Source organism: Jiangella sp. DSM 45060 (assembly GCF_900105175.1).
Taxonomy (GTDB): domain Bacteria; phylum Actinomycetota; class Actinomycetes; order Jiangellales; family Jiangellaceae; genus Jiangella.
The window spans coordinates 5,038,395-5,059,417 of record NZ_LT629771.1 but is presented as its reverse complement, the minus strand read 5'-3'; the positions used below and the strand labels follow the sequence as shown (position 1 = coordinate 5,059,417).

Below are 21,023 nucleotides of genomic sequence, written 5' to 3'. Positions count from 1 at the left end.
GACCGAGGTGGCGTGCTGGCCTGCCGGACCCGACGACGCCGGTCAGGGGCCACGGTCGGCGCGGCGGACGATGCGTCGGCGAGCGGGACGGTGGGTCGGCGCGCGAACGTTGTCGGCGCCCGCCCGTAGGGTGGGTGCCCTCCCAGCCGGGCGGGGACCGTACTCAGCCGGCGAACGCCGCGACACACGACGAACGCAGCGAATCAGGCCGAACGTGCCGGCCCGAGTCGATGTGCTGCCCGAGGTGGCGTGCCGGCCTGCCGGGCCTGACGACGCCGGTCACGGCGACGGTCGGCCGGAGGCGGTTCGTCGGCTCGCGGACGGTTCGTCGGCGAGCGGGACGGTGCGTCGGCGCGCGGACGTTGTCGGCGCCCGCCAGTAGGGTGGGTGCCCTCCCAGCCGGGCGGGGACCGTACTCAGCCGGCGAACGCCGCGACACGCGACGAACGCAGCGAATCAGGCCGAAACGTGCGGGCTCGGGCCGAACCCAGCCAGCCCGAGGCCAGCGCAGCGCCCGCGGCGAGCGCGGCGCCCGAGGCCAGCGCAGCGCCCGCGGCGAGCGCGGCGCCCCTGCCGAAACCAGCCGGCCTCAGTCGAACGTCTCGGCCAGTGCGTTGCCCAGCTCGGGCGACAGCTCCGCGCCGCGCACCAACTCGTCGTCGGCTTCGTGGCCGCGGATCCGCAGCACCGACGCCCGCCGGCCGTCGCGGAGGACGCCGACGACGACGCGGACGTCGGAGCGGTCGGGGTGCTGCTGCGCCCACCGGGCGGCCAGGCCGTCGTCGTCGGGCATCTGGTCCTCGGCGCCGGGCGGCAGCACGATGCGCTCGAGCACCAGCGCGCAGCCGGAGACGGTGTCGGGCCAGGTGATCTCGACGAGCAGGTCCTCGATCGGCCGCCCGGCGACGTCCTGCTCGATGGGCGTGAGGGAGTCGGCGGGCCCGTCGGGCTCGATGCCGATGCTCGCGGCGAGTGCCGGCTCGCGGGACAGGAGGTCAGCCGTCGGGGCCAGCGCGTACAGCCGGGCCGGCTGGTCCCAGCCGTCGTCGCGGACGTGCTGTTCGATCTCCTCGATCGCGCGGTACAGGGCGCTCGGCTGCTCGTCCGTCGTGCTCATGCCCGCATCGTCGCACGGGCGGCGGCCGCCGGCGACATCGGTCGCGGCGGCCGCCGGCGACATCGGTCACGGCCCGGCGTCGAACGGGTCACGGTTCGCCCCGAACCGTCCGCTGACAGCGATGTTCCGACCGCGGGTCGGAACCGTACGGACCAGTGAGATAGTTTTGCAGGGGTGAGCCAGGACATGCCCCGACCCGCCGGACCGTTCCGCGGCGCGCCCCAACGACGGTCGCGCGCTCTACTGCCCACGCTCATCGTGCTCGGCGTTCTCATTGCCGCGTACGTGCTCGTCGTGACGTTCTGGACCGACAGACTGTGGTACCAGTCGGTCGACTTCACCCAGGTGTTCACGACACAGCTGGTCACGCGGATCGGGTTGTTCCTGGTCTTCGGACTGCTCATGGCCGCGTCGGTCGTCGTCAACGGCATGGTCGCCTACCGCGTCCGGCCGCGGTACCGGCCGATGAGCGTCGAGCAGCAGAGCCTCGACCGCTACCGCGACGCCATCGACCCGGTCCGTACCTGGGTGCTGACGGCGGCCGCCATCCTGCTCGCGATCATGGCCGGCGCCAGCGCCGCCGGGCAGTGGCAGACCTTCCTGTTGTGGCGCAACGGCGGCGAGTTCGGCCAGGAGGACGCCCAGTTCGGCCTCGACCTCGGCTTCTTCGCCTTCGACTACCCGTGGTGGCGCTACCTCGTCAGCTTCGGGTTCGCCGTCGTCGTGCTGGGCCTGGTCGTCGCCGCCATCACCCATTACGTCTACGGCGGCATCCGGCTGCAGACCGCCGGGCAGAAGGTCAGCCCCGCCACCACGGCCCACCTGTCCGTCCTGATCGGCCTGTTCGTCCTGCTCAAGGCCGTGGCGTACTGGCTCGACCGGTACGCGCTGGTCATGCAGGACAACGACCGCTTCACGGGTGGCTCGTACACCGACATCAACGCGGTGCTGCCGGCCAAGACCATCCTGATCTTCGTCGCGACCATCTGCGCCATCCTGTTCTTCGTCAACGTCTGGCAGCGCAACTGGACGCTGCCCGGCATCGGGCTGGGCCTGCTGGTGCTGTCGGCGGTCCTGCTCGGCGGGCTGTGGCCGTTCCTGGTCCAGCAGTTCCAGGTCCGGCCGAGCGAGGCCAGCCGCGAGGCGCCGTACATCAGCCGCAACATCGAGGCCACGCGCAACGCCTACGGCATCCAGGACGTCCAGACCGAGGAGTACCGCGCCACCACGTCGGTCCAGGAGGGCCAGCTGGCGCAGGACTCCGCGACCATCCCCGGCATCCGGCTGATGGACCCCAGCGTCATCCCGCCGGCCTTCCAGCAGCTGCAGCAGGTCCGCGGCTTCTACACGTTCAGCGACCCGCTCGACGTCGACCGCTACACGGTCGAGGGCGAGGACGGCGTGGTGGCCGAGCAGGACATGGTGGTCGCCGTCCGTGAGGTCGACTCCGACGGCATCCCGGCCGAGCAGCGCAACTGGATCAACGAGCACACCGTCTACACCCACGGCTTCGGCGTCGTCGCCGCGTACGGCAACACCCGCGAGGGCGACGGGTCGCCGAACTTCGCCGAGGAGGACATCCCCACGCAGGGTGTGCTCGGCGAGTACGAGCCGCGCATCTACTTCGGCGAGAACTCGCCCAGCTACTCCATCGTCGGCGCGCCCGAGGGCACCGACCCGGTCGAGTACGACATCCCGGAAGACCCCGAGACCGGCAGCGAGCGGCGCAACACCTACACCGGTGAGGGCGGCGTCCCCATCGGCTCGTTCTGGAACCGGCTGCTCTACGCCACGCGGTTCCAGGAGGCCAACTTCCTGCTGTCCGACCGCCTCAACTCCGAGTCGCGGCTGCTGTACGAACGCAACCCGCGCGACCGGGTCGAGAAGGTCGCGCCGTGGCTCACGGTCGACGCCAACCCGTTCCCGTCGGTCGTCGACGGCCGCGTCGTCTGGGTGCTCGACGGTTACACGACGCTGAACTCGCTGCCGTACAGCCAGCGGGTGTCGCTGAGCGAGGCCACCAGCGACTCGCGGACGGCCCGTCCGGCGCTGGCCGCCCAGCCCGACGACTTCATCAACTACGTCCGCAACTCCGTGAAGGCCACGGTCGACGCCTACGACGGCACCGTCACGCTGTACGCGTGGGACGAGGACGACCCGGTCCTGCAGGCGTGGATGAACGCGTTCCCCGACTCCGTGCAGCCGCGCTCCGAGATCCCGACGCCGCTGCTCGACCACCTGCGCTACCCCGAGGACCTGTTCAAGCTGCAGCGCAACATGCTCGAGCAGTACCACGTCACCGAGGCCTCGACGTTCTACGGCGGCCAGGACCGCTGGGTGGTGCCGGCCGACCCGTCGTCGAACGTCGACGTCAAGCAGCCGCCGTACTACCAGACCATCCAGCTGCCCGACACCGACGCGCCGATCTTCTCGCTGACGACCACGTACACACCGCGAGGACGGCCGAACCTGGCCGCGTTCATGGCGGTCAACGCCGACGCCCGCAGCGACGACTACGGGCAGTTGCAGATCCTGAGACTGCCCAGCAACACGCAGATCGACGGTCCGGGCCAGGTCGCCAACGACTTCGAGTCCAACGCCGACGTCGCCCAGCAGCTGACGCTGCTGCGTTCCGGTGACGCCGAGACCCAGCTGGGCAACCTGCTGACGCTGCCGGTCGGCGGCGGCCTGCTGTACGTCCAGCCGGTCTACGTCGCCCGGGCCACCGGCGAGGCCGCCTACCCGCTGCTGCGCCGCGTCCTGGTGCAGTTCGGCGACAGCATCGGCTTCGACGACACCCTGCAGGGCGCGCTCGACCAGATCTTCGAGGGCAACGCCGGCGCCGGTACCGAAGAGCCGCCGGTGGTGGAGGAGCCGCCGACCGAAGGCGAGACCACCCCGCCGCCCGACACCGAGACGACGCCGCCGCCCACCACGGAACAGCCGGCCGACCTCACGGCGGCGCTCGAGGCCATCCGGGTCGCGTGGCAGGAGGCCCGCGACGCGCAGGCCGCCGGCAACTGGGCCGAGTACGGCGCGGCGCTCGAGCGGCTCGACGCGGCCATCGCGGCGGCCGAGGCGCTCACCGGCGGCGAGGGCGCCGGCGGCGCCACCCCCGGGGCCACGCCGGGGCAGTAACGCCACCCGGCCGGAGCCGTCACCCGTACCTCGGGTGGCGGCTCCGGCCGCGTGCGGCTCAGACGGCGCGCTGGTAGGCGATCAGCCGGAAGCCCGGCAGCGGCTCGTGGTCGCGCCGCGGCGTCCGGACGAAGCCGAGCCGCTCGTACAGCCGGTGCGCGGTGAGCATGGTCGGCAGTGACGACAGCACCAGCGTGTGGTCGCCGTGCTCGCGGGCGAGGTCGAGGCAGCGCTGCACCAGCGCCGTGCCGACGCCGCGGCCACGTGCCGAGGGATCGACGGCGAGCATGCGGAACTCCGCTTCGCCCGGACGTGCCACCTCGACGTATGGGCTGGGCGGACGGCAGAACGTGACCGCCCCCAGCACGGTGCCGTCGTCGTCGGCCGCCACCAGCAGCGTGGCCTGCACCGACCGGTGCTCGATGTCGGACAGTTCGTCGGCGTACTCCTCGTCGCCGTCCAGGAACCCGTCGGCGTCGTAGGCCGCCACCGTGAGTGCGGCGACGGCGGGGCGGTCGTCGGGGCGGGCGGGGCGCACCTGGAAGTCCGTCATGGCGCACATTCTCGCGCCGGCCACTGACACCCGACGCGGCCGTCCTCGCGATTTGGCGCACCGCAGACGATCGCGTAGACTTCATTTCAGCGACGCGGGGTGGAGCAGCTCGGTAGCTCGCTGGGCTCATAACCCAGAGGCCGCAGGTTCAAATCCTGCCCCCGCTACCACCTGAATGGCCCGGACCCCAGAGGTCCGGGCCATTCGTCATTGGCGGGTCGGGGCGCCGGCGCCGTGGTGGGCGATCCGGCTTCGGCGGCGGTAGCGGCCGGGCGGCACCGCGTGCTGGCGTTTGAAGGCGGCGGCGAAGGCGAACTCCGACGAGTACCCGACGCGACGCGCGATGCGTTCCAACGAGTCGTCGGTGTCGCGGAGCAGGTGCGCGGCCGTGGTCAAGCGCCACCAGGTCAGGTAGCGCAGTGGCGGCTGCCCGATCAGCTGGGTGAATCGGCGGGCGAAGGTCGCACGCGACATCCGGGCGCGGGCGGCGAGGTCTCGCACGGTCCACGGATGGGCGGGCTGCTCGTGCAGCGCCCGCAGCGCATCGCTGATCCCCGGGTCGGTCAAGGCCGCCGCCCAGCCGGACGTGTGGGCGGGAGTCTCGGCGAGCCAGGCGCGGAGCACGTACACCAGCAGGACGTCGAGGAGGCCGGGGACCACGGCGACCGACCCCGGCCTGGGGTCGTCGACCTCGGCCCCGAGCAGGTCGATCGCCGCCCGCAGTTCCGGGTGCCGCCCCGCCCGGGACGGAATGACGATCACGTCCGGCAGGTCGCGGAGCATCGGGTGGGTGCGCACGGGGTCGAGCTGGTAGCCGCCGGACAACGTGACGGTGACAGGGCCCCGGTCGCCGACGGCGTCGGTGACGACGAGGTCGGCGACGTGCTGGGGGTCGAACCGCGGCTCGGCCAGCGGTGCCGACGGATCGCTTGCCATGCCGTAGCCCTGGCCGTTCGGGGAGAAGACCACATCACCGGCGCCGAGCGGGATGGCTTCGGCCTCGGGACGGATCAGCCAGCCCGAGCCCCGCAGGAGCACCTGGAACGCCGCGGACCCAGGCACCGACGGGAACCGCTGGCCCCACGGGGCGTGCCAGCTCACGCGCGCCGACCGGGGCCGCCCGACGCGGGCGCTCATGATGACGTCGCCCAGGACATCCACCGTTGCACTCTAGCTGAGACGCACGCGTAGAAAGTAGCGCGCTGGAGGCATGGAGAGTCTCAACCGCCGCGCCTAGCGTCGACACCATCGCGAACCCGCCTGACTGGAGTCGACCCCATGGCGTCCACCGTCCCCGCAACGATGCGTGCCGCACGCATCCACCACTACGGCGAACCCGGCGCCATCCGCTACGAGACCGTGCCGGTGCCCGCTCCTGGCCGCGACGAGGTGCTCGTCCAGGTCGCCGCGAGCGCGTTCAACCCGACCGAGACCGCCATCAGGTCCGGCCGGGTGCGCGACGTGTTCCCGCTGACCCTGCCCTACACGTTCGGCTGGGATGTCGCGGGCACGATCGTCGGCGTCGGCGACGACGTCGGCGGCTGGTCGCCCGGCGACCGGGTGATCGCCCGCGTCGACGCCGGAGGTGCGGCCGCTCAGTACGCTGCAGCACCGGCCGACGTGATCGTCGAGGCGCCACGGACCGTCCCGCTCACCGACGCGGCGGCGCTCCCCGTCGCCGGACTGACGGCCTGGCAGGCGGTATGCGACCACGCGAACGTGCGCCCGGGTCAGCGGGTCCTCATCAACGGGGCAGGCGGCGGGGTCGGCGGATTCGCCGTCCAGCTGGCGAAGTCGGCCGGCGCGCACGTGATCGCGACCGCCAGCGCACGCAGCGCCGACGCCGTCCGCGCGGCAGGCGCGGACCAGATCGTCGACTACACGTCGCAGGCCGTCCCGGACTCACTGGACGTCGTGATCAACCTCGTGGCGATCCCGCCCGACGCTGCAGCGTCGCTGGCCACCCGGTTGCGCGCCGGCGGCGTCGCGGTCTCGATCGCCACCCCGCTGCCCGTCACGGACGCCGTGCACTTCGTCACCCGGAACGACCGCGAGCAGCTGGCCAAGCTCGTCGGGCTCATCGACGCAGGCGAGCTGGCCGTGGACGTCGCCGAGGTCGTCCCGCAGCGCGAACTGGCGAGCGTCCACCGCCGCAGTGAGGCCGGCCGGACCCGGGGCAAGATCGTCCTCGTGCCGTGAGGTGCTCAGTGGCCGCGGAAGGCCTCCTCCAGCCACCACGACGGCTCGGTGGTCACGACCTTGGCGTCGACGAGCAGGGCGGTGTCGCGGGGTCCGTCGAGCCACCGCCGCACACCGGCGAGGTCGTCGGGCCCGCGGACGGTCGTCGCGGTGAAGCCGTAGCCGCGGGCGATGGCGGCGATGTCGGTCTCGGGGAAGGTCACCGAGCTGAGGTCGCGTCCCGTGGGCGCGAAGTGGTGCACCTCGGCGCCGTACGCGTCGTCGTTGTAGACCACGACGACCATCGGCAGCCGCAGGCGGCGCACGGTGTCGAGCTCGGCCGCCATCATCAGCGCGCCGCCGTCGCCCAGGGCGGCCACCGGCAGCCGGTCCGGCTGGGCCAGCGCGGCGCCGATGGCCGTCGACAGGCCGAGGCCGATGGACTGGAAGGCCTGAGTGAAGCAGAACCCGCGCTCGTCGGGAACGGAGAGGAACATGCTCGGGTAGCCCATGAAATTGCCCGAGTCGACGCCGACGACACGCTCGGCGGGCAGCAGGTCGTCCAGCGCGATGGTCAGGGTGCGCGGGTCGATGCGGCCGGCACCGGTGAGGTCGTCGTACGGGACGTCGCGCCAGCGCAGCTGCGTGGCCAGCCGCTGCGCGACCTCCGGCGTCCGGTACCCGCGGGCGGCTCCGGCCGGTGCGGCCCGCAGCGCCCGCGCCGTCGCGCCGACGTCGCCGAGCACGCCGAAGTCGAGCTCACGGTGCGCGCCGAGGGCCTCCGGGGTGTCGTCGACCTGCACGACCGTCGTGCCGGGCGCGATCAGCCGGCCGTGCCGCATGGTCCACATGTTCAGCGCGCAGCCCCACCCGACGATGAGGTCGGCGCCGGCGATCAGCTCGGCGGCGAGCGGCGACGAGAACCCGCCGGAGACGTCGAGCGACCACGGCTCGTCGTGGAACAGCCCCTTCGCGACGGCAGACGTCGCCAGCAGTGCGCCGTGCTGCTCGGCCAGCGCCAGGAGGGCCGTCCGCGCCGCCGCGGACCGGCCGCCCCGCCCGGCCACGAACACCGGCCGCCGGGCGTCCTCGAGCGCCGCCGTCAGCCGGGCGACGTCGGCGGTGGACGGGAGCGGCGGTGCGGGCGGCGACGGCAGCGGCGGCGGCTCGGTGTCCGCCGCGTCGAGCGCCTGGAGCTCCAGCGGCAGGTTGAGCACGACGGTGCGGCGCTCGTGCACGGCCGTGCGCACCGCCTCGACGGCCTCCTGGGCGGCGGTCCGCGCGGACGTGATCCGCAGCGGCACCGCCCCGACCGCACGGGCCAGGGCGTCCTGGTCGACGTAGAAGTTCGACCGCGGCTGGGTCACCTCGGCTGCGACGACGACCAGCGGCGTGCGCGACTTCGCGGCCTCCGTGATGCCCGTCATCGCGTTCGTCAGGCCGCAGCCCTGATGGACGCTGAGCGCGGCCGGCCGGTCCGACGTGCGCGCGTAGGCGTCGGCCATGGTGGCGGCGCCGCCCTCGTGCCGGGCCGCGACGAACCGGGCGCCGGCCGCCGACATCGCGACGGTCACGTGGAAGTTCCCGGACCCGACGACGCCGAAGACGTGGTCGATGCCGGCGCCGACGAGAGCGCGTCCGACCGCCTCGGAGACGAGCACGGCGGCGTCAGCGCTCGGTGAGCGCCAGCACGCGGGCCGGCGATCCGGAGCCGCCGACGATGCGCAGCGGCGCCGCGACGAGCACCGCCCCCGTCGGCGGCAGGCGGTCGAGGTTCTGCAGCTGGGCCAGGCCGTACTTGCCGTTGCCCAGCAGGTAGGAGTGGCACGGGAAGGCGGGGTCGAACGAGTGCGCGGCGCCCGCGTCGGTGCCCACCGTCTCGACCCCGATGCCCTGCAGCGGCGACTCCTCGGCCACCCAGCGGGCGCACTCGGCCGACATGCCGGGGCTGCTCGGGCCGGTGGCGGTGTTGTTGATCATCTCCGCCTGCGTGGTGCGGGCGGACCAGCCCGTGCGGCACAGCAGCCAGCCGCCGTCGGGCAGCGCGCCGTGCTCGGCCTCGAACGCCCGGAGGTGATCGATCTCGATGAGGAAGTCGGGGTCGGCGGCGACCTCCGCCGTCACGTCGAGCACCACGGCCGGCGCCACGAACGACGTCAGCGGCACGGCGTCGATGGCGGCCCGGTCCTGGCCGGTGACCCAGTGGGCGGGCGCGTCGAAGTGGGTGCCTGTGTGCTCGCCGGTGCGGAAGTTGTTCCAGTACCAGGCCGGCCCGCGGTCGTCGTACCTGCTGATCTCCTCCAGTTGGAACCGTGCGGTCTGGCCGAACTCCGGCGGCAGCTCCAGGATCGGCGTCTGATCGGACAGCGGCGCGGTGAGGTCGACGATCTCGACGCGACCGGACACGAGTGCCTCGATGAGGCCGGACAGAACGGACATGGACAGACGGTACCGCTGCGACGCGATCTTGGCGCGGTCCGCGTCAGCGGCGCCAGACGGTGCCGCGGCGGTCGTGGCCGATGCGGCCCTCGATCTCCACCGCCACGTGCGGCGCACCCAGCCGCTCGGCCACCAGGTAGAGCCCGAGGTCCAGCCCGGCCAGCCAGCCGCTGCCCGACGTCACGAGGTCGCCGTCGTCGACGATGCGGGCGTCGATCACGTCGGCCCACGTCGCGAGGTACTCCATGTCGAAGCGGTAGGTCGTCGCGGGGCGGCCGTCGATGAGGCCGGCCGCGCCGAACAGCACCGCACCCGAGTCGATGCCGCCCAGCAGCAGCCGCGGCCCCGCCTGCTCCTTGTACGAGCGCAGCCGCGCCGGCAGCGAGCTGGCCTCGATCACGTCGAAGTCCCACCCACCGGCGACGAGCAGCGCGTCGGCCCGGGACGGGTCCCAGCGGACCAGCCCGCCGAACCGCGTCCCGTAGCAGCCGGTCACCTCCGGGCTCCCGTCCGGGGTCACCAGTACCGGCGACACGTCCACGCCCATCAGCCGGGCGCGCGCCAGCACGTCGAACGTCAGCAGCGCGTCCATCTCGGCGATGCCGTCGTACATCAACACCTCTGCCCGCATCCGGCCAGTTTTCGCGACGGTGCCGCGCCGCCGCCACGGCAGGAATGCCACCCTTCGATAGATTCACGCCATGCACAAGGTCGTGGTGCTCGCATTGCCGGGCGTGGTGGCGCTCGAGCTGGCCATCCCGTTCCAGGTGTTCGCGACGGCGCGGGCGGCCGGGCACCGCGCCGAGCGGCTGACCGGCGACGGCCGGCTGTACGACGTCCGCATCGGGGCGCCGCAGCCGACGCTGGCCACGACGGCGTCGGGCGGCGCCGCGTTCTCCGTCGCCGGACTGGAACCGCTCGCCGTCGTCGAGACCGCCGACACCGTCATCGTGCCGGCGACGGAGTCGGCCGCGGGACCGTCCCCGGACGTCATCGCCGCCCTGCGCACCGCGCACGCCCGCGGCGCCCGCATCGGCTCCATCTGCACCGGCGCCTACCTGCTCGCGGCGGCGGGCCTGCTGGACGGCCGCCGCGCCACCACGCACTGGGCGCACGCCGACGAGCTCGCCGCGCGGTATCCGCTGGTGCGCGTCGACCCGTCGGTGCTGTTCGTCGACGACGGCGACGTGCTCACCGCGGCGGGCGTCGCCGCCGGGCTGGACCTGTGCCTGCACCTCGTTCGCCGCGACCACGGCGCGGCCGCCGCCGGCTACGTCGCCCGGCGCATCGTCATGCCGCCGCACCGCGAGGGCGGCCAGGCGCAGTACCTCCCGGCCGCCGCCGATCCCGGCGGGTCGGCACTGGCGCCCACGCTGGCCTGGCTGCGCGCCAGCCTCGCCGACGACCACCAGCTCGCCGACATCGCCCGGCACGCCGCCATGAGCACCCGCACCCTCGTCCGCCGGTTCCGCGCCGAGTGCGGCACCACGCCGCTGCAGTGGCTGATCCGCCAGCGCGTCGACCACGCCCGCGAGCTGCTGGAGACCACGTCGCTCCCGGTCGAGGAGGTGGCCCGGCGGGCCGGCTTCCACACGTCGGCGTCGCTGCGCCAGCACTTCGCCCGCCTGCTCGGCACCAGCCCGCTGCGCTACCGGCGGACGTTCCAGCAGGTCCCGGCGTGAGCCCGGGCAGCACCGCGGGCGTGCCACGGCTGTCGCGCGACCACCTGAGCCGGCCGCGCCTGCTGGCCGAGCTCGGCGACGACGAGCTGCCGCTGCGGGTCGTCCGCGCGCCGGCCGGCTACGGGAAGACGGCGCTGCTGGCGGAGTGGGCGCACGAGCGTCCGGCCGGGTCGGCGACGGTCTGGGTCACGGCCGACGACGAGTGCGCGACGCGGCTGGGGTTCTGGTCGCGGGTGGTCGCGCTGCTGGGGACGGTGCACCCTGGGCTGGCCGGCGTGGAGGTCGGCGCCGACGCCGTCGGGCACCTGCCGACGCTGCTGCCGCCGTTGCTCGACACCGTGGACCGGCCGCTGACGCTGGTCGTCGACGCCGCCGAACAGGTCGACCCGCGGGTGGAGCACGACCTGCTGCGGCTGGTGCGGCACAGCGCCCGGCTCCAACTCGCGGTCGGCACGCGCCGCGACGGCGAGCTCACCGATCCCGCGACGCAGCTGAGCGTCGACGCCGTCACTCTCGGCCCCCGTACGCTCGCGTTCACCGCCGACGAGTCCACCCGGTTGGCCTCCGAGCTGCGCAGCCCGCTGACCGCCGAGCAGGTCGTGGCGCTGCACGAGACCAGCGACGGCTGGCCGCTCGCCGTCCGCGCGGGGCTCCGGCCGCAGCGGGAGCACCCGTGGCCGGCGGCCGGCGAGAACGACCAGCTGTCGCGGCTGCAACGGATGCTCGTCGGCGACCTCGAGCAGCTGCCCGGCTTCGACGACCTCGTGCTGCTGTCCGTGGTCGACGGCGTCGGCGTGCGGCAGGCGGAGCTGCTCGACGTCGACCTCGACGGCCACCCGATCCTCGCCGCCGTCGAGGACCGCGGGCTGGGCGGCTGGGAGGACGGCCTGGGCGAGCCGCGGTTCCGGCTGCAGCCGTTGGTCCGCGACGCCCTGCGCCGCCGCCTGGACGACGACCGCCTGCGTGCCGCGCACCGCCGGCTGGCCGACTGGTACGAGGACCGCGGCGAGCGCGCGGCCGCGTTCGAGTCCGCCGTCATCGCGCAGGAGTGGCAGCGCGCCCGCACCCACCTCGGGCAGGCGTTCCGCGAGGTCGCCGGCGGCCTGGACAAGCACTGGGTGCGCCGCGCCGACGTGCCCCGGCAGGTGCTCCGGGCGCAGCCGCTGCTGGCGCTGTTCGTCGGCGTGGCGCACTACGCGGTCGGCGACGTCGCGAAGGCGGTCCGGATGCTCACCGCGGGGGTCGCGACGGCGGAGTGGCAGCGGCTGTCCAGGCACGGCCGAGTCAGCGTCGACCACGTGTGGATCCAGGGAATGCTCACGCTCGGGCTGCGCTTCGCCGGCCGCGACGAGCTGGTGCAGCCGGCGCTGCGCCGTCTGCACGGCATGCTGCCGCGGGCCGCCGACCCCACCGGCGAGCTGGACCACCTGCGTCCGCTCATCGTCACCCAGACCGCGACGACGCACCTGCTGCTCGACCGCGTCGACGACGCCGTCCGCGCGCTGGCCGCCCGGCCGGCCGGGACCGTCCGCGGCAGCGGCGCGCTGCACCCGGAGTCGCTGACGGTGCTCGCGCACGCCACCGCCGGGCGCGTCACGCTGGCCCGCGCGGCGCTGGCCGAGCTGGTCGAGCCGGGCCTGCCGCGGTTTTTCAACGCCGGCTTCTACGCCATCCCCAAGCACGTCGGCGCCGCGTACGTGCACCTCGAGGACCACCGTCCGGACGCCGCCGCCGACGCGCTCGCGCAGGTGCTGCCGCACTGGCCGACGATGGAGTGGTGGCCGATAGTGCTGCACGCCCGGACGCTGCAGCGCTGGCACGCCGACGGGCCGGCCGAGGCGCTGCGGCTGCTGGAGTCGGGGCTGGACGAGAAGAGCCGCAAGCCGCTCGGCGCGGCGATGCGGGCCATGCTGACGGCGCAGCGAGCCGAGCTGCTGCTGGCCGCGGGCCGGCCGGCCGAGGCCCGGCGGCTGATCCCGTCGCGGCGCATCCGGCCGTACCCGCGGCTGGCCGTCGCCAAGGCCCGCGGCCTGCTGCTGGACGGCGACCACGCCCGCGCGCTGGCCATCACCGCCGCGCCCGAGCACGAGCACCGCGGCACCCCGCGCGACCGCCTGCACCTGTCCCTGATCGCCGCGTCCGCGCGGCTGCGCTCCGGCGACCCGGCCGCCGCCGCGCGGGCCTTCGCCGACGCCGTCGCACTGTCCGACGACACCGGCCTGCGCAGCCCGTTCGCCGCGATGCCGCGCTCGGACTTCCGCACCCTGGCTGCGGGGCTCCCAGAGCTGCGTTCCGACGTCGATCGCTTCCCGGCGCTGTTCCCCGAGCCCGACGCGCTGGTGTCGCTGACGCGGCGCGAGTCGGCCGTGCTGGCCGAGCTGGCGACGTCCGACACGCTGTCCGTCATCGCCGGCCGCCTCGGCGTGGCCGCGGGCACCGTCAAGAGCCAGTGCCGCGCCGTCTACCGCAAGCTCGGCGTCTCCGGCCGCGCGGAAGCGGTGGCCGAGGCACGCCGTCGCGGCCTGCTCTGAGGGTCGCGGCGGGGGGGTAAGAACCGGGGGGATATCCGCGAGACCGGGCCCGGCCCACCCCGCGTCCTCTGCTGCGCTGGACCCGCACGGGAACAGCGAGCGCGGGGGACGGGTGGAACGACGCACGGACGGCCGGGTGCCTCGGGACCGGCTGCTCGATCGCCTGGACCGGCCGGCCGCGCTCCGGGCGATCGTCGGGCTGCCCGGGACCGGCAAGACCGCGCTGGTGGCGCAGTGGCTTGCTCTGAACAGTGCCGACGTGACCTGGATCGACGACGCCGTCGGCCTGCCGGGCGTGATCGCCGCCGCGGGCGAGTCCGTCCTCGTCGTCGACCGCGGCGACGACCTGCCCGAGCCGGACGCCGTCGCCGCCGCCCTCGCCCGGGCTCCGCATGTGCGGCTGGTGGTGTGCGGTCGCCGGCCGCTGCCACTGGTCACCGCCGCTCAGCGGGCCGGGCTGGAGGTCACGCAGCTGACCGGCCCGCAGCTGCTCGCAACGCCGGACGAGTTCGCGGCGGCGTGGGGCGAGCGCGGCACGGCCGCCGTCCACGAGCACACGCGCGGCTGGCTGCTCCCGGCGCGCCTGATGATCGACGCGCCGACCGCCGAGGACGGACGGCGCGCGGCGGCCGACTACGTGCGGGCGGTCGTGCTGGACGGGCTGCCCTCCGCGGTCCGGGGCGCGGCGTTCCGGCTCGCGCTGGCCGACCCGATCACCCCCGTCCACCTGCGTGCCGCCGGCGTCGGGGACGAGGTGGCGGGGGAGCTGCGGGCGCTCGCGGCTGATTGTCAGTGGCCGGCGGTAGGTTCGAGGCCCACCCGGCCGGGAGGGGTGGACCACCCGGCGTTCGGCGTGACGCGCGACGGTGGCGGTGGCGGCGCCGGCGCCGGCGGCGGGGACGAGGCGGCGGGGGAGCTGCGGGCGCTCGCGGCCGGTTGTCAGTGGCCGGCGGTAGGTTCGAGGCCCACCCGGCCGGGACGGGTGGACCACCCGGCGTTCGGCGGCGAGGGAGCCGTCTGGTCGTTGCCGCCGGTGCTGCGCGACGCGCTGGTGGCCGAGCTGGCCGCCGCCGAGCCGGAGCAGCCGGCCGCCTGGCACCGCCGGTACGCCCGTGCGCTGCTCGACGCCGGTGCGCCGGGTCCGGCCGCCCGGCACGCCCGCTCCGCCGCCGACTGGCCATTACTGGCGCGGGTGTGGAACGCGGCCGGGCTGACGCTGCTCACCGAGCAGTCAGACGACCTCGTCGCCGCGTTCGGCGGGCTGACCGCGCGGGTGCCGCACGACGTTCCGGACCTGCGGCTGCCGGCCGCGGCCGCCCGCATCCTGACGTCGCACCCGCCGGGAGTGCGGACGCTGCAGGCGCTGGCCAGCGCGTTCCGGGCCGGCGGCGAGCAGCTGCTGCGGGCGGAGGAGATGACGCCGGGGCGGCCCAGCGACCGGCAGCTGCAGCTGCTGTCGATCGGGATCGTCGCCGATCGCCTGGACGGTCGCTACGAGCGTGCCGCCGCCGGCGCAGCCCGGCTGGAGCGCGAGCTGACCGGCCGCGACGGCGACGTCTGGCCGATGCATCGGGCGTGGGCGCTGCACCAGTCCGCCCAGGCGCTGCTGCTCGGCGGGAACGCGCAGCGCGCCGTCGCCGCCGGGACGCAGGCCTACGCCGCCGCCCACGACGTCGCCGCGCACCCCGTCACCGCACACATCGCCGCCGACCTCGCGCTGCTGCACGCGGCCGCCGGCGCGACCGTCGACGCCCGGTACTGGCTGGACGTCTACGAGCGGCACACCGCGCCGGCCCGGTGGCTGGAGTACCTCGTCCGGCTGCCCGCCCACCTGGCCGCCGCGTTCGTCGCCACGGACCGGCTGGACGGCGACGCCGCTCGTGCGCACCTGGAACGGGCCGAGGACGACACCGGGCAGGCCGAGCTGTGGCCCTTCGCCGTCGCCGCGCGGACCCAGTACGCGCTCAGCTTCGGCGACCCGCTGCTGGCCCTCGCCGACGCCGAGCGATCCGCCGCCACCAACTCGGCGCCCGCCGGCGGCCTCGCCGCCCGCATCGTCGACCGGTGCCGGGCCGAGCTCCTGCTCGCCCTGGGCGAGCTGAACCGCGTCGACACGCTGCTGCGCGCGGCCGGGCCGGACGCCGGCTGGACCGCGGTGCCGCTGGCCCGGTTCCACCTCCTGCGCGGCGAGCCGGACCGCGCCGGGCACACGGCCGGCGCGGCGGCGTGGGCGCCGGAGGCGACGCCGCGGGACCGGATCGAGCTGCTGCTGATCGAGGCCGCCGCGGCCGAGGCGCTCGGGTCACCGGGGACCGCGGACCACTCCTTCGGCCGGGCCGCCGCGCTCGCCGCCCGGACCGGCGCGCTGCGCTCGTTCACCCTGCTGCCCGACGGGGTGCGCGACGTGCTGGCGAAGCGGTCCGGGATCGCGTTGGACCCGGCCGTGCTGTCGGCTCGGCCGGCGTACCCGGCGCGGGCGGAGCTGGTGACGCTGACCGAGCGGCAGCGGTCGGTGCTGCGAGCGCTCACCCGGCACGAGGACGCGGCCGCCATCTCGTACGCGCTGGTCATGGCGCCCAGCCTGGTGGAGGAGGAGCTGCGGTCGCTGTACGCGGTCCTCGGCGCGACTGGCCGGGACGCCGCCCTCCTGCGAGCCCGCCGCCTCGGCCTCCTCCCCGACGGCTGACGCCGGCCCACGTCGGTCTCGGCGCGCGTTGTCGGTGCCCGCCCGTAGGGTGGGATGGCCCTCCCGGCCGGGCGGGGTCTACGTACCACGCCGCGCGATTTCGGCGCCGGCCCACCGAGGTCAGACAGTGCCGGCCACCGAGGCCAAGCGGCGCCGGCCACCGAGGCCAGGCAGCGCGGGCCAACGAGGCCAGCCAGCGCCGGCCAACCGGCGCCGCCGACAACCGGGCTGGCGCCGGTTCGGGTTGCGGCTGCGCACCGCCGCGTCCATGATCGTCCGGACCCCCGCACCCCCGACGAGACGAGCCGACGTGGTGGCGCCTGACTCCCTCGCCCGACCGCAGGCTGCCGCGCAGGCCGCGCAGGCCGCCACGCCCGCCCCCGCCCGGGCGCTGCTGCCGTCGCTGGCGCTGGTCATGTTCGCCGTCGTCGCCAACTACGCGGCGCTGCTGGCGGTGCTGCTGCCGAATCACGTCGAGGCGATCGACCCGGACCGCAAGGTCACCAACCTCGCCATCGTCACGTCGGTGTCGTTCGGGTTCACGATCCTGGCGCAGCCGCTGGTCGGCGCGCTGAGCGATCGCACGCGGAGCCGCCTGGGCCGGCGCGCGCCGTGGCTGCTCGGCGGCGCCGTCGTGGCGGCCGGGTTCCTGCTGGGGCTGGGCGGGCTCGGCTCGGTCGCGTGGATCTGCGTGTTCTGGGTGGTCATCCAGTTCGCGCTCAACGGCACCGACGTCGCGGCGGCGGCGACGTTGGCCGACCGGGTCGCGCCGGCCCGCCGCGGCCGGGCGTCGGCGGTGCTGGCCGGCGGCGGCATGGCCGGGGCGGCGGCGGGGACGGCGTTCGCGGGTCCGCTGGCGGTCGACCACCGGCCGGTCGCCTACACCGTGCTGGGCCTCGCGGTGGTCGCGGCGGCTGCGGTGTTCGTGCTGGTCGACCGGCCGCAGCCGACCCAACAGGGGAGCGGGCGGACCGAGCTGCTCCGCGGCTTCTGGCGACGCCCGCGCGAGCACGCCGACTTCCTCCGGGTGTTCGGGTCGCGGCTGCTGTTCGTGCTCGGGTACCAGCTGATCCTGACCTACCAGCTGTACATCCTGACGGACTATGTGGGGCTCGGTCGCGGCGACGCCAACCGGCTGATCGGGCTGCTGACGGTGCTCGGGTTCGCGACGACGGTCGTCGGCATCGCCGTGGGCGGCTGGTGGAGCGACCGCTCCGGCCGGCGCACGGTGTTCCTGGTGGCGGCGGCCGCGATCCTCGGCGTCGCGCTGGCGGTGCCGCTGGCCTCGGCGACGACGGCGGCCGTCGTGGTGTTCGCGGCGGTCCAGGGCCTGGCCGGCGGACTGTATCTGGCCTGCGGCAACGCGCTGGCGATCGACGTGCTGCCGGATCGGGAAGCGGCCGCCGGCAAGGACCTCGGGCTGTTCAACGTCGCCGTCAACGTGCCGCAGACCATCGCACCGCCGGTGGCCGCCGCTGTCATCCACCTCTTCGACGGCTACCGCGCGCTCTTCGCCGTCGCGCTGGTGAGTGTCGCTGCCTCCGCCGTCCTCGTCACCCGCGTACGCCACACTGAGCACAGAGGCGGTGAGGTCACATGACACTCGACGAACTGCAGCGCACGGCTGCCGACCACCTGCTGCTGCACTTCTCCAAGCAGCGGCTCGACGATCTCCTGGTGCTCGAGCGGGGCGAGGGGCCGTACGTGTTCGACACCCGCGGCCGCCGCTACGTCGACGCGCTGTCCAGCCTGTTCTGCGCGCAGCTCGGTTACTCGTACGGCGCCGAGATGGGCGCGGTCGTCACCGAGCAGCTGACCCGGCTGCCGTTCAACACGAACTGGGCGACGGCGCATCCGCCGGCCATCGAGCTGGCCGAGCGGCTCACCGGCCTGGCGCCGCCCGGGCTGACCCGCGCGTTCTTCACCAACGGCGGCTCCGAGGCGGTCGAGGCGGCGTGGAAGCTGGTCCGCGAGCACTACCTCGCCATCGGCCAGCCGCGGCGCACCAAGGCCATCGCCCGCGACATCGCCTACCACGGGGTGACGCTCGGCGCGCTGGCGTTCACCGGCGTCGCGCGGTTCAAGGACGACTTCGGCCAGCCACCCATCGACGTCACGCACGTGTCGAACACCAACGCGTTCCGCGCGCCCGACGGCGCCGACCCGGCCGCGTTCTGCGCCCGGCTGCTGGCCGAGGTCGAGGCCGCCGTCGTCGCGGCCGGACCGGACGAGGTGGCGCTGATCATCGCCGAGCCGGTGCAGAACGCCGGCGGCTGCCTGACGCCGCCGCCCGGCTACTGGCGCGGGCTGCGCGAGATCGCCGACCGCTACGGCATCCTGCTGCTCGCCGACGAGGTCATCACCGGCTGCGGCCGGCTGGGCGAGTGGTTCGGCAGCGCGCGCGAGGGCGTCACCCCCGACCTCGTCACGCTCGCCAAGGGCATCACCGCCGCCTACCTGCCGATGGGCGCCGTCCTCGCCACCGACCGTGTGGTGCAGCCCCTCGACGGCCGGGTGTTCCGGCACGGCATCACCTTCGGCGGCCACCCGGCCAGCGCCGCCGTCGCGCTGCGCACCATCGACATCGTCGCCCGCGACGGCGTCCTCGAGAACGTCCGCGCGCTGGAGCCGTACCTGCGCGACCGCCTGGGCGAGCTGCTCGACCTGCCGATCGTCGGCGACGTCCGCGGTGCGGGCTTCTTCTGGGCGATCGAGCTGGTGAAGGACGACGCGAACGGCCGGTTCGACCAGGCCGAGCGCGACGCGCTGCTGCGCGGTTACCTGCCCGGGCGGCTGCTGGAGGCCGGGCTGATCGCCCGCGCCGACGATCGCGGCGACGCCGTCCTGCAGATCGCGCCGCCGCTGATCAGCGACCACGCGGTGCTCGACGAGATCGTCGGCGGCCTGCGCGACGTGCTCACGGACGCGGGGAAGCGGTTCGCGGCCGCTTGACGCCGAACACCGTCACGAACAGGTAGGACTTGCCGGCCGCGTGCGGCGAGAAGAACTCCACCACCTCGTCGTCGGCCGACGTGGAGCCGACGGCGCCCAGGCCCAGCGCGTGCGTGCCGAGGTGCAGCTTCCCGGCCTGCAGCGCGCTGGTCAGCTGGGCCGCGCGGTAGCCGCGGTTGCCGTACGCCGCCAGCAGCGGCCCGAGGTCGGCCAGCCAGTAGGCGTTGACGTGCGCGTTAGCGCAGTACTCCTGCCCGACGGCGATGCGCGCGGCGTCGGCGCGGAAGTCGCCCGCCCGCAGCAGCTCGACGGCGCCGCGCGCCGGGTGGTGCAGATAGACGCCCGGGGTCAGGCCCTCGACGGCGTTGACGATGAGGTAGCAGTCCAGCGGCGGGCGGACGTCGGCGGCGTATGCCCGCGACGAGCGGTCCAGCAGCGTCGAGAAGTCGCGGAACCCCAGCTCCACTGACGTGTCGTAGTTGCGGGTCGACCGGCGGCGCAGGATCACCTCTTCGACCGGCTCGGGCGGCAGCGCGTCGTCGGGCAGCGGGTCCAGCGTGGTGAGCGGGCCGGCCGGTTCCGGCCGGTCGGCGTCGACGGAGCGGGACCGCCAGGCGGCCGCCTCGGCGGCGGTGTCCAGCGACGACGCCAGGTGCATGGCCGGGATCGCGGGGAACTCGACCTCGCGCGGCGACACCGGCCGCACCGGCAGGTCCAGCGGCGGCAGTGCCGCGAGTTCCGGCGCGGGCGCCCCGCCGTGGCCGAGCGCGCACAGCGCGACGGTGGCCTCACGCACGCCGTCGATGCCGAGGACGGCGTTGACCTCCTGGTCGGCGAAGCCCAGCACCAACTCGGCCGGGACGCCGGCCGACGCCGCGACCGCCAGTGCCTGCGACAGCGACGTGCCCGCGTCCCAGAACGCGTGCCGGTACGCGCGCGCCTTGTACCGCCACGCGTTGCGCCAGAACGTGCTGGTCACCGCCAGGACGACCGGGGCCTCGACGCCCAGCGCGGACCGGACGTCGCCGGAGCGCACCCGGCGCAGGCTGTGGTCGTGCGCCGCGTAGTGGTACAGGCCCGCGCCGAGACCGGGCAGGTCGGCGCAGGCGAAGTACAGCTCCAGGTGGTAGCGCGCGCCGGTGCCGCCGGCCGTCCGGTACGTGATGGTCGTGCCGCGGACGGTGACGGTGCGGTCCAGCAGCCCGTTGCTCAGCCGCCCGATCCGGGCCAGCAGCGCCAGGTCCGGCGCCCCGGTTCCGTCCCGGCCCGTCGCCGAGACCGCGGCCAGCGCGGGCAGCTCGCTCGGCGACGGCGGGACATCGCGGGGGATCGCGATCGGCTCCAGCGTCTCGTACACCTTGAACGGGTACGGCTCGAGCGACCGGTCCTCCTCCCAGATGCCGTTCTCGACGTCGGGCGGCGTGCCCATGACGATGCCGTCGCCGCCGCGCCAGTAGCGGGTCGCCGCGTGGAACTCGAGGGCGGCCCGGACGTCGGCGTTGCGCGAGCTCATCCCGCGAGCGTAGCCGCCCGCGTCACGCCTGGCCGGCTCGGCCGGGACGGAGGACGCGAGGCTCACCTGGCCCCTTTGCAATGAGCACCCATACGCATCGATGGCGGGTGGGTGCTCATTGCGAGGGGCGTCGGGACGGCTGCCGGGGGCGGGTACCGATGCGTATGGGTGCTCATTGCGAAGGCGTCCGGACGGCTGCCGGGGGCGGGTACCGATGCGTATGGGTGCTCATTG

14 protein-coding genes and 1 tRNA gene are annotated in these 21,023 nt (G+C 74.7%); 8 read left to right on the top strand and 7 right to left on the bottom strand.

Annotation, left to right across the window (positions count from 1 at the left end):
• Positions 1–589: 589 nt before the first annotated feature.
• Complete coding sequence (locus BLU82_RS22440) at positions 590–1,117, bottom strand: PPA1309 family protein (RefSeq protein WP_092626149.1); 528 nt, start codon at positions 1,115–1,117, stop codon at positions 590–592.
• A gap of 186 nt (positions 1,118–1,303) precedes the next feature.
• On the opposite strand from BLU82_RS22440, the gene BLU82_RS22435 reads away from it, so the two are divergent.
• A complete protein-coding gene (locus tag BLU82_RS22435; RefSeq protein WP_092623266.1) occupies positions 1,304–4,255 on the top strand; it encodes a UPF0182 family protein in 2,952 nt (983 codons plus the stop codon).
• 58 nt (positions 4,256–4,313) lie between these two features.
• On the opposite strand, the gene BLU82_RS22430 is transcribed toward BLU82_RS22435, so the two are convergent.
• A complete protein-coding gene (locus tag BLU82_RS22430; RefSeq protein WP_092623265.1) occupies positions 4,314–4,808 on the bottom strand; it encodes a GNAT family N-acetyltransferase in 495 nt (164 codons plus the stop codon).
• Between the two features lie 93 nt (positions 4,809–4,901).
• Here BLU82_RS22430 and BLU82_RS22425 point away from each other — a divergent pair.
• Positions 4,902–4,978: transfer RNA gene (locus tag BLU82_RS22425), tRNA-Met, on the top strand.
• A 37-nt stretch (positions 4,979–5,015) separates the two neighbouring features.
• Here the strand turns inward: BLU82_RS22425 and BLU82_RS22420 are convergent.
• Positions 5,016–5,969 (bottom strand): AraC family transcriptional regulator, encoded by a 954-nt coding sequence (locus BLU82_RS22420; RefSeq protein ID WP_092623264.1) that lies wholly within the window; start codon positions 5,967–5,969, stop codon positions 5,016–5,018.
• 141 nt (positions 5,970–6,110) lie between these two features.
• On the opposite strand from BLU82_RS22420, the gene BLU82_RS22415 reads away from it, so the two are divergent.
• Positions 6,111–7,007 carry an NADP-dependent oxidoreductase gene (locus BLU82_RS22415; RefSeq protein WP_092623263.1) on the top strand — a complete coding sequence of 299 codons (897 nt, stop codon included), beginning with the start codon at positions 6,111–6,113 and terminating at the stop codon, positions 7,005–7,007.
• A gap of 5 nt (positions 7,008–7,012) precedes the next feature.
• On the opposite strand, the gene BLU82_RS22410 is transcribed toward BLU82_RS22415, so the two are convergent.
• From BLU82_RS22410 to BLU82_RS22400, 3 genes are read right to left on the bottom strand one after another with little or no spacing between them, the layout of a single operon-like run.
• Positions 7,013–8,647, bottom strand: coding sequence for a thiamine pyrophosphate-binding protein (locus BLU82_RS22410; protein ID WP_092623262.1), 1,635 nt, complete (start codon positions 8,645–8,647; stop codon positions 7,013–7,015).
• Positions 8,648–8,654: 7 nt separating this feature from the next.
• Entirely contained in the window at positions 8,655–9,425 is a 771-nt protein-coding gene (locus BLU82_RS22405) for a cyclase family protein (protein ID WP_092623261.1), read from the bottom strand.
• A gap of 43 nt (positions 9,426–9,468) precedes the next feature.
• The gene (locus tag BLU82_RS22400; RefSeq protein WP_092623260.1) at positions 9,469–10,056 is read right to left on the bottom strand and encodes a DJ-1/PfpI family protein; all 588 of its coding nucleotides are present in this window, start codon (positions 10,054–10,056) and stop codon (positions 9,469–9,471) included.
• Positions 10,057–10,126: 70 nt separating this feature from the next.
• Between BLU82_RS22400 and BLU82_RS22395 the strand changes: the two genes are divergently transcribed.
• From BLU82_RS22395 to BLU82_RS22375, 5 genes are all read left to right on the top strand, one after another.
• Positions 10,127–11,107 (top strand): GlxA family transcriptional regulator, encoded by a 981-nt coding sequence (locus BLU82_RS22395; protein WP_092623259.1) that lies wholly within the window; start codon positions 10,127–10,129, stop codon positions 11,105–11,107.
• A complete protein-coding gene (locus BLU82_RS22390; RefSeq protein ID WP_092623258.1) occupies positions 11,104–13,638 on the top strand; it encodes a LuxR C-terminal-related transcriptional regulator in 2,535 nt (844 codons plus the stop codon). The genes BLU82_RS22395 and BLU82_RS22390 overlap by 4 nt, the downstream gene beginning before the upstream one ends.
• A 112-nt stretch (positions 13,639–13,750) precedes the next feature.
• On the top strand, positions 13,751–16,324 hold the full coding sequence (locus BLU82_RS22385; RefSeq protein WP_157741195.1) for a hypothetical protein: 2,574 nt from the start codon (positions 13,751–13,753) through the stop codon (positions 16,322–16,324).
• Between the two features lie 310 nt (positions 16,325–16,634).
• Positions 16,635–17,924: an MFS transporter gene (locus tag BLU82_RS22380; protein WP_157741194.1), complete on the top strand. Its 1,290-nt coding sequence runs from the start codon at positions 16,635–16,637 to the stop codon at positions 17,922–17,924.
• Positions 17,921–19,276 carry an aminotransferase class III-fold pyridoxal phosphate-dependent enzyme gene (locus tag BLU82_RS22375; RefSeq protein WP_092623255.1) on the top strand — a complete coding sequence of 452 codons (1,356 nt, stop codon included), beginning with the start codon at positions 17,921–17,923 and terminating at the stop codon, positions 19,274–19,276. The genes BLU82_RS22380 and BLU82_RS22375 overlap by 4 nt, the downstream gene beginning before the upstream one ends.
• Here BLU82_RS22375 and BLU82_RS22370 read toward each other — a convergent pair.
• Positions 19,242–20,789 (bottom strand): SagB/ThcOx family dehydrogenase, encoded by a 1,548-nt coding sequence (locus BLU82_RS22370; RefSeq protein ID WP_157741193.1) that lies wholly within the window; start codon positions 20,787–20,789, stop codon positions 19,242–19,244. The two genes, BLU82_RS22375 and BLU82_RS22370, sit on opposite strands and share 35 nt — an antisense overlap.
• Between the last annotated feature and the right edge of the window lie 234 nt (positions 20,790–21,023).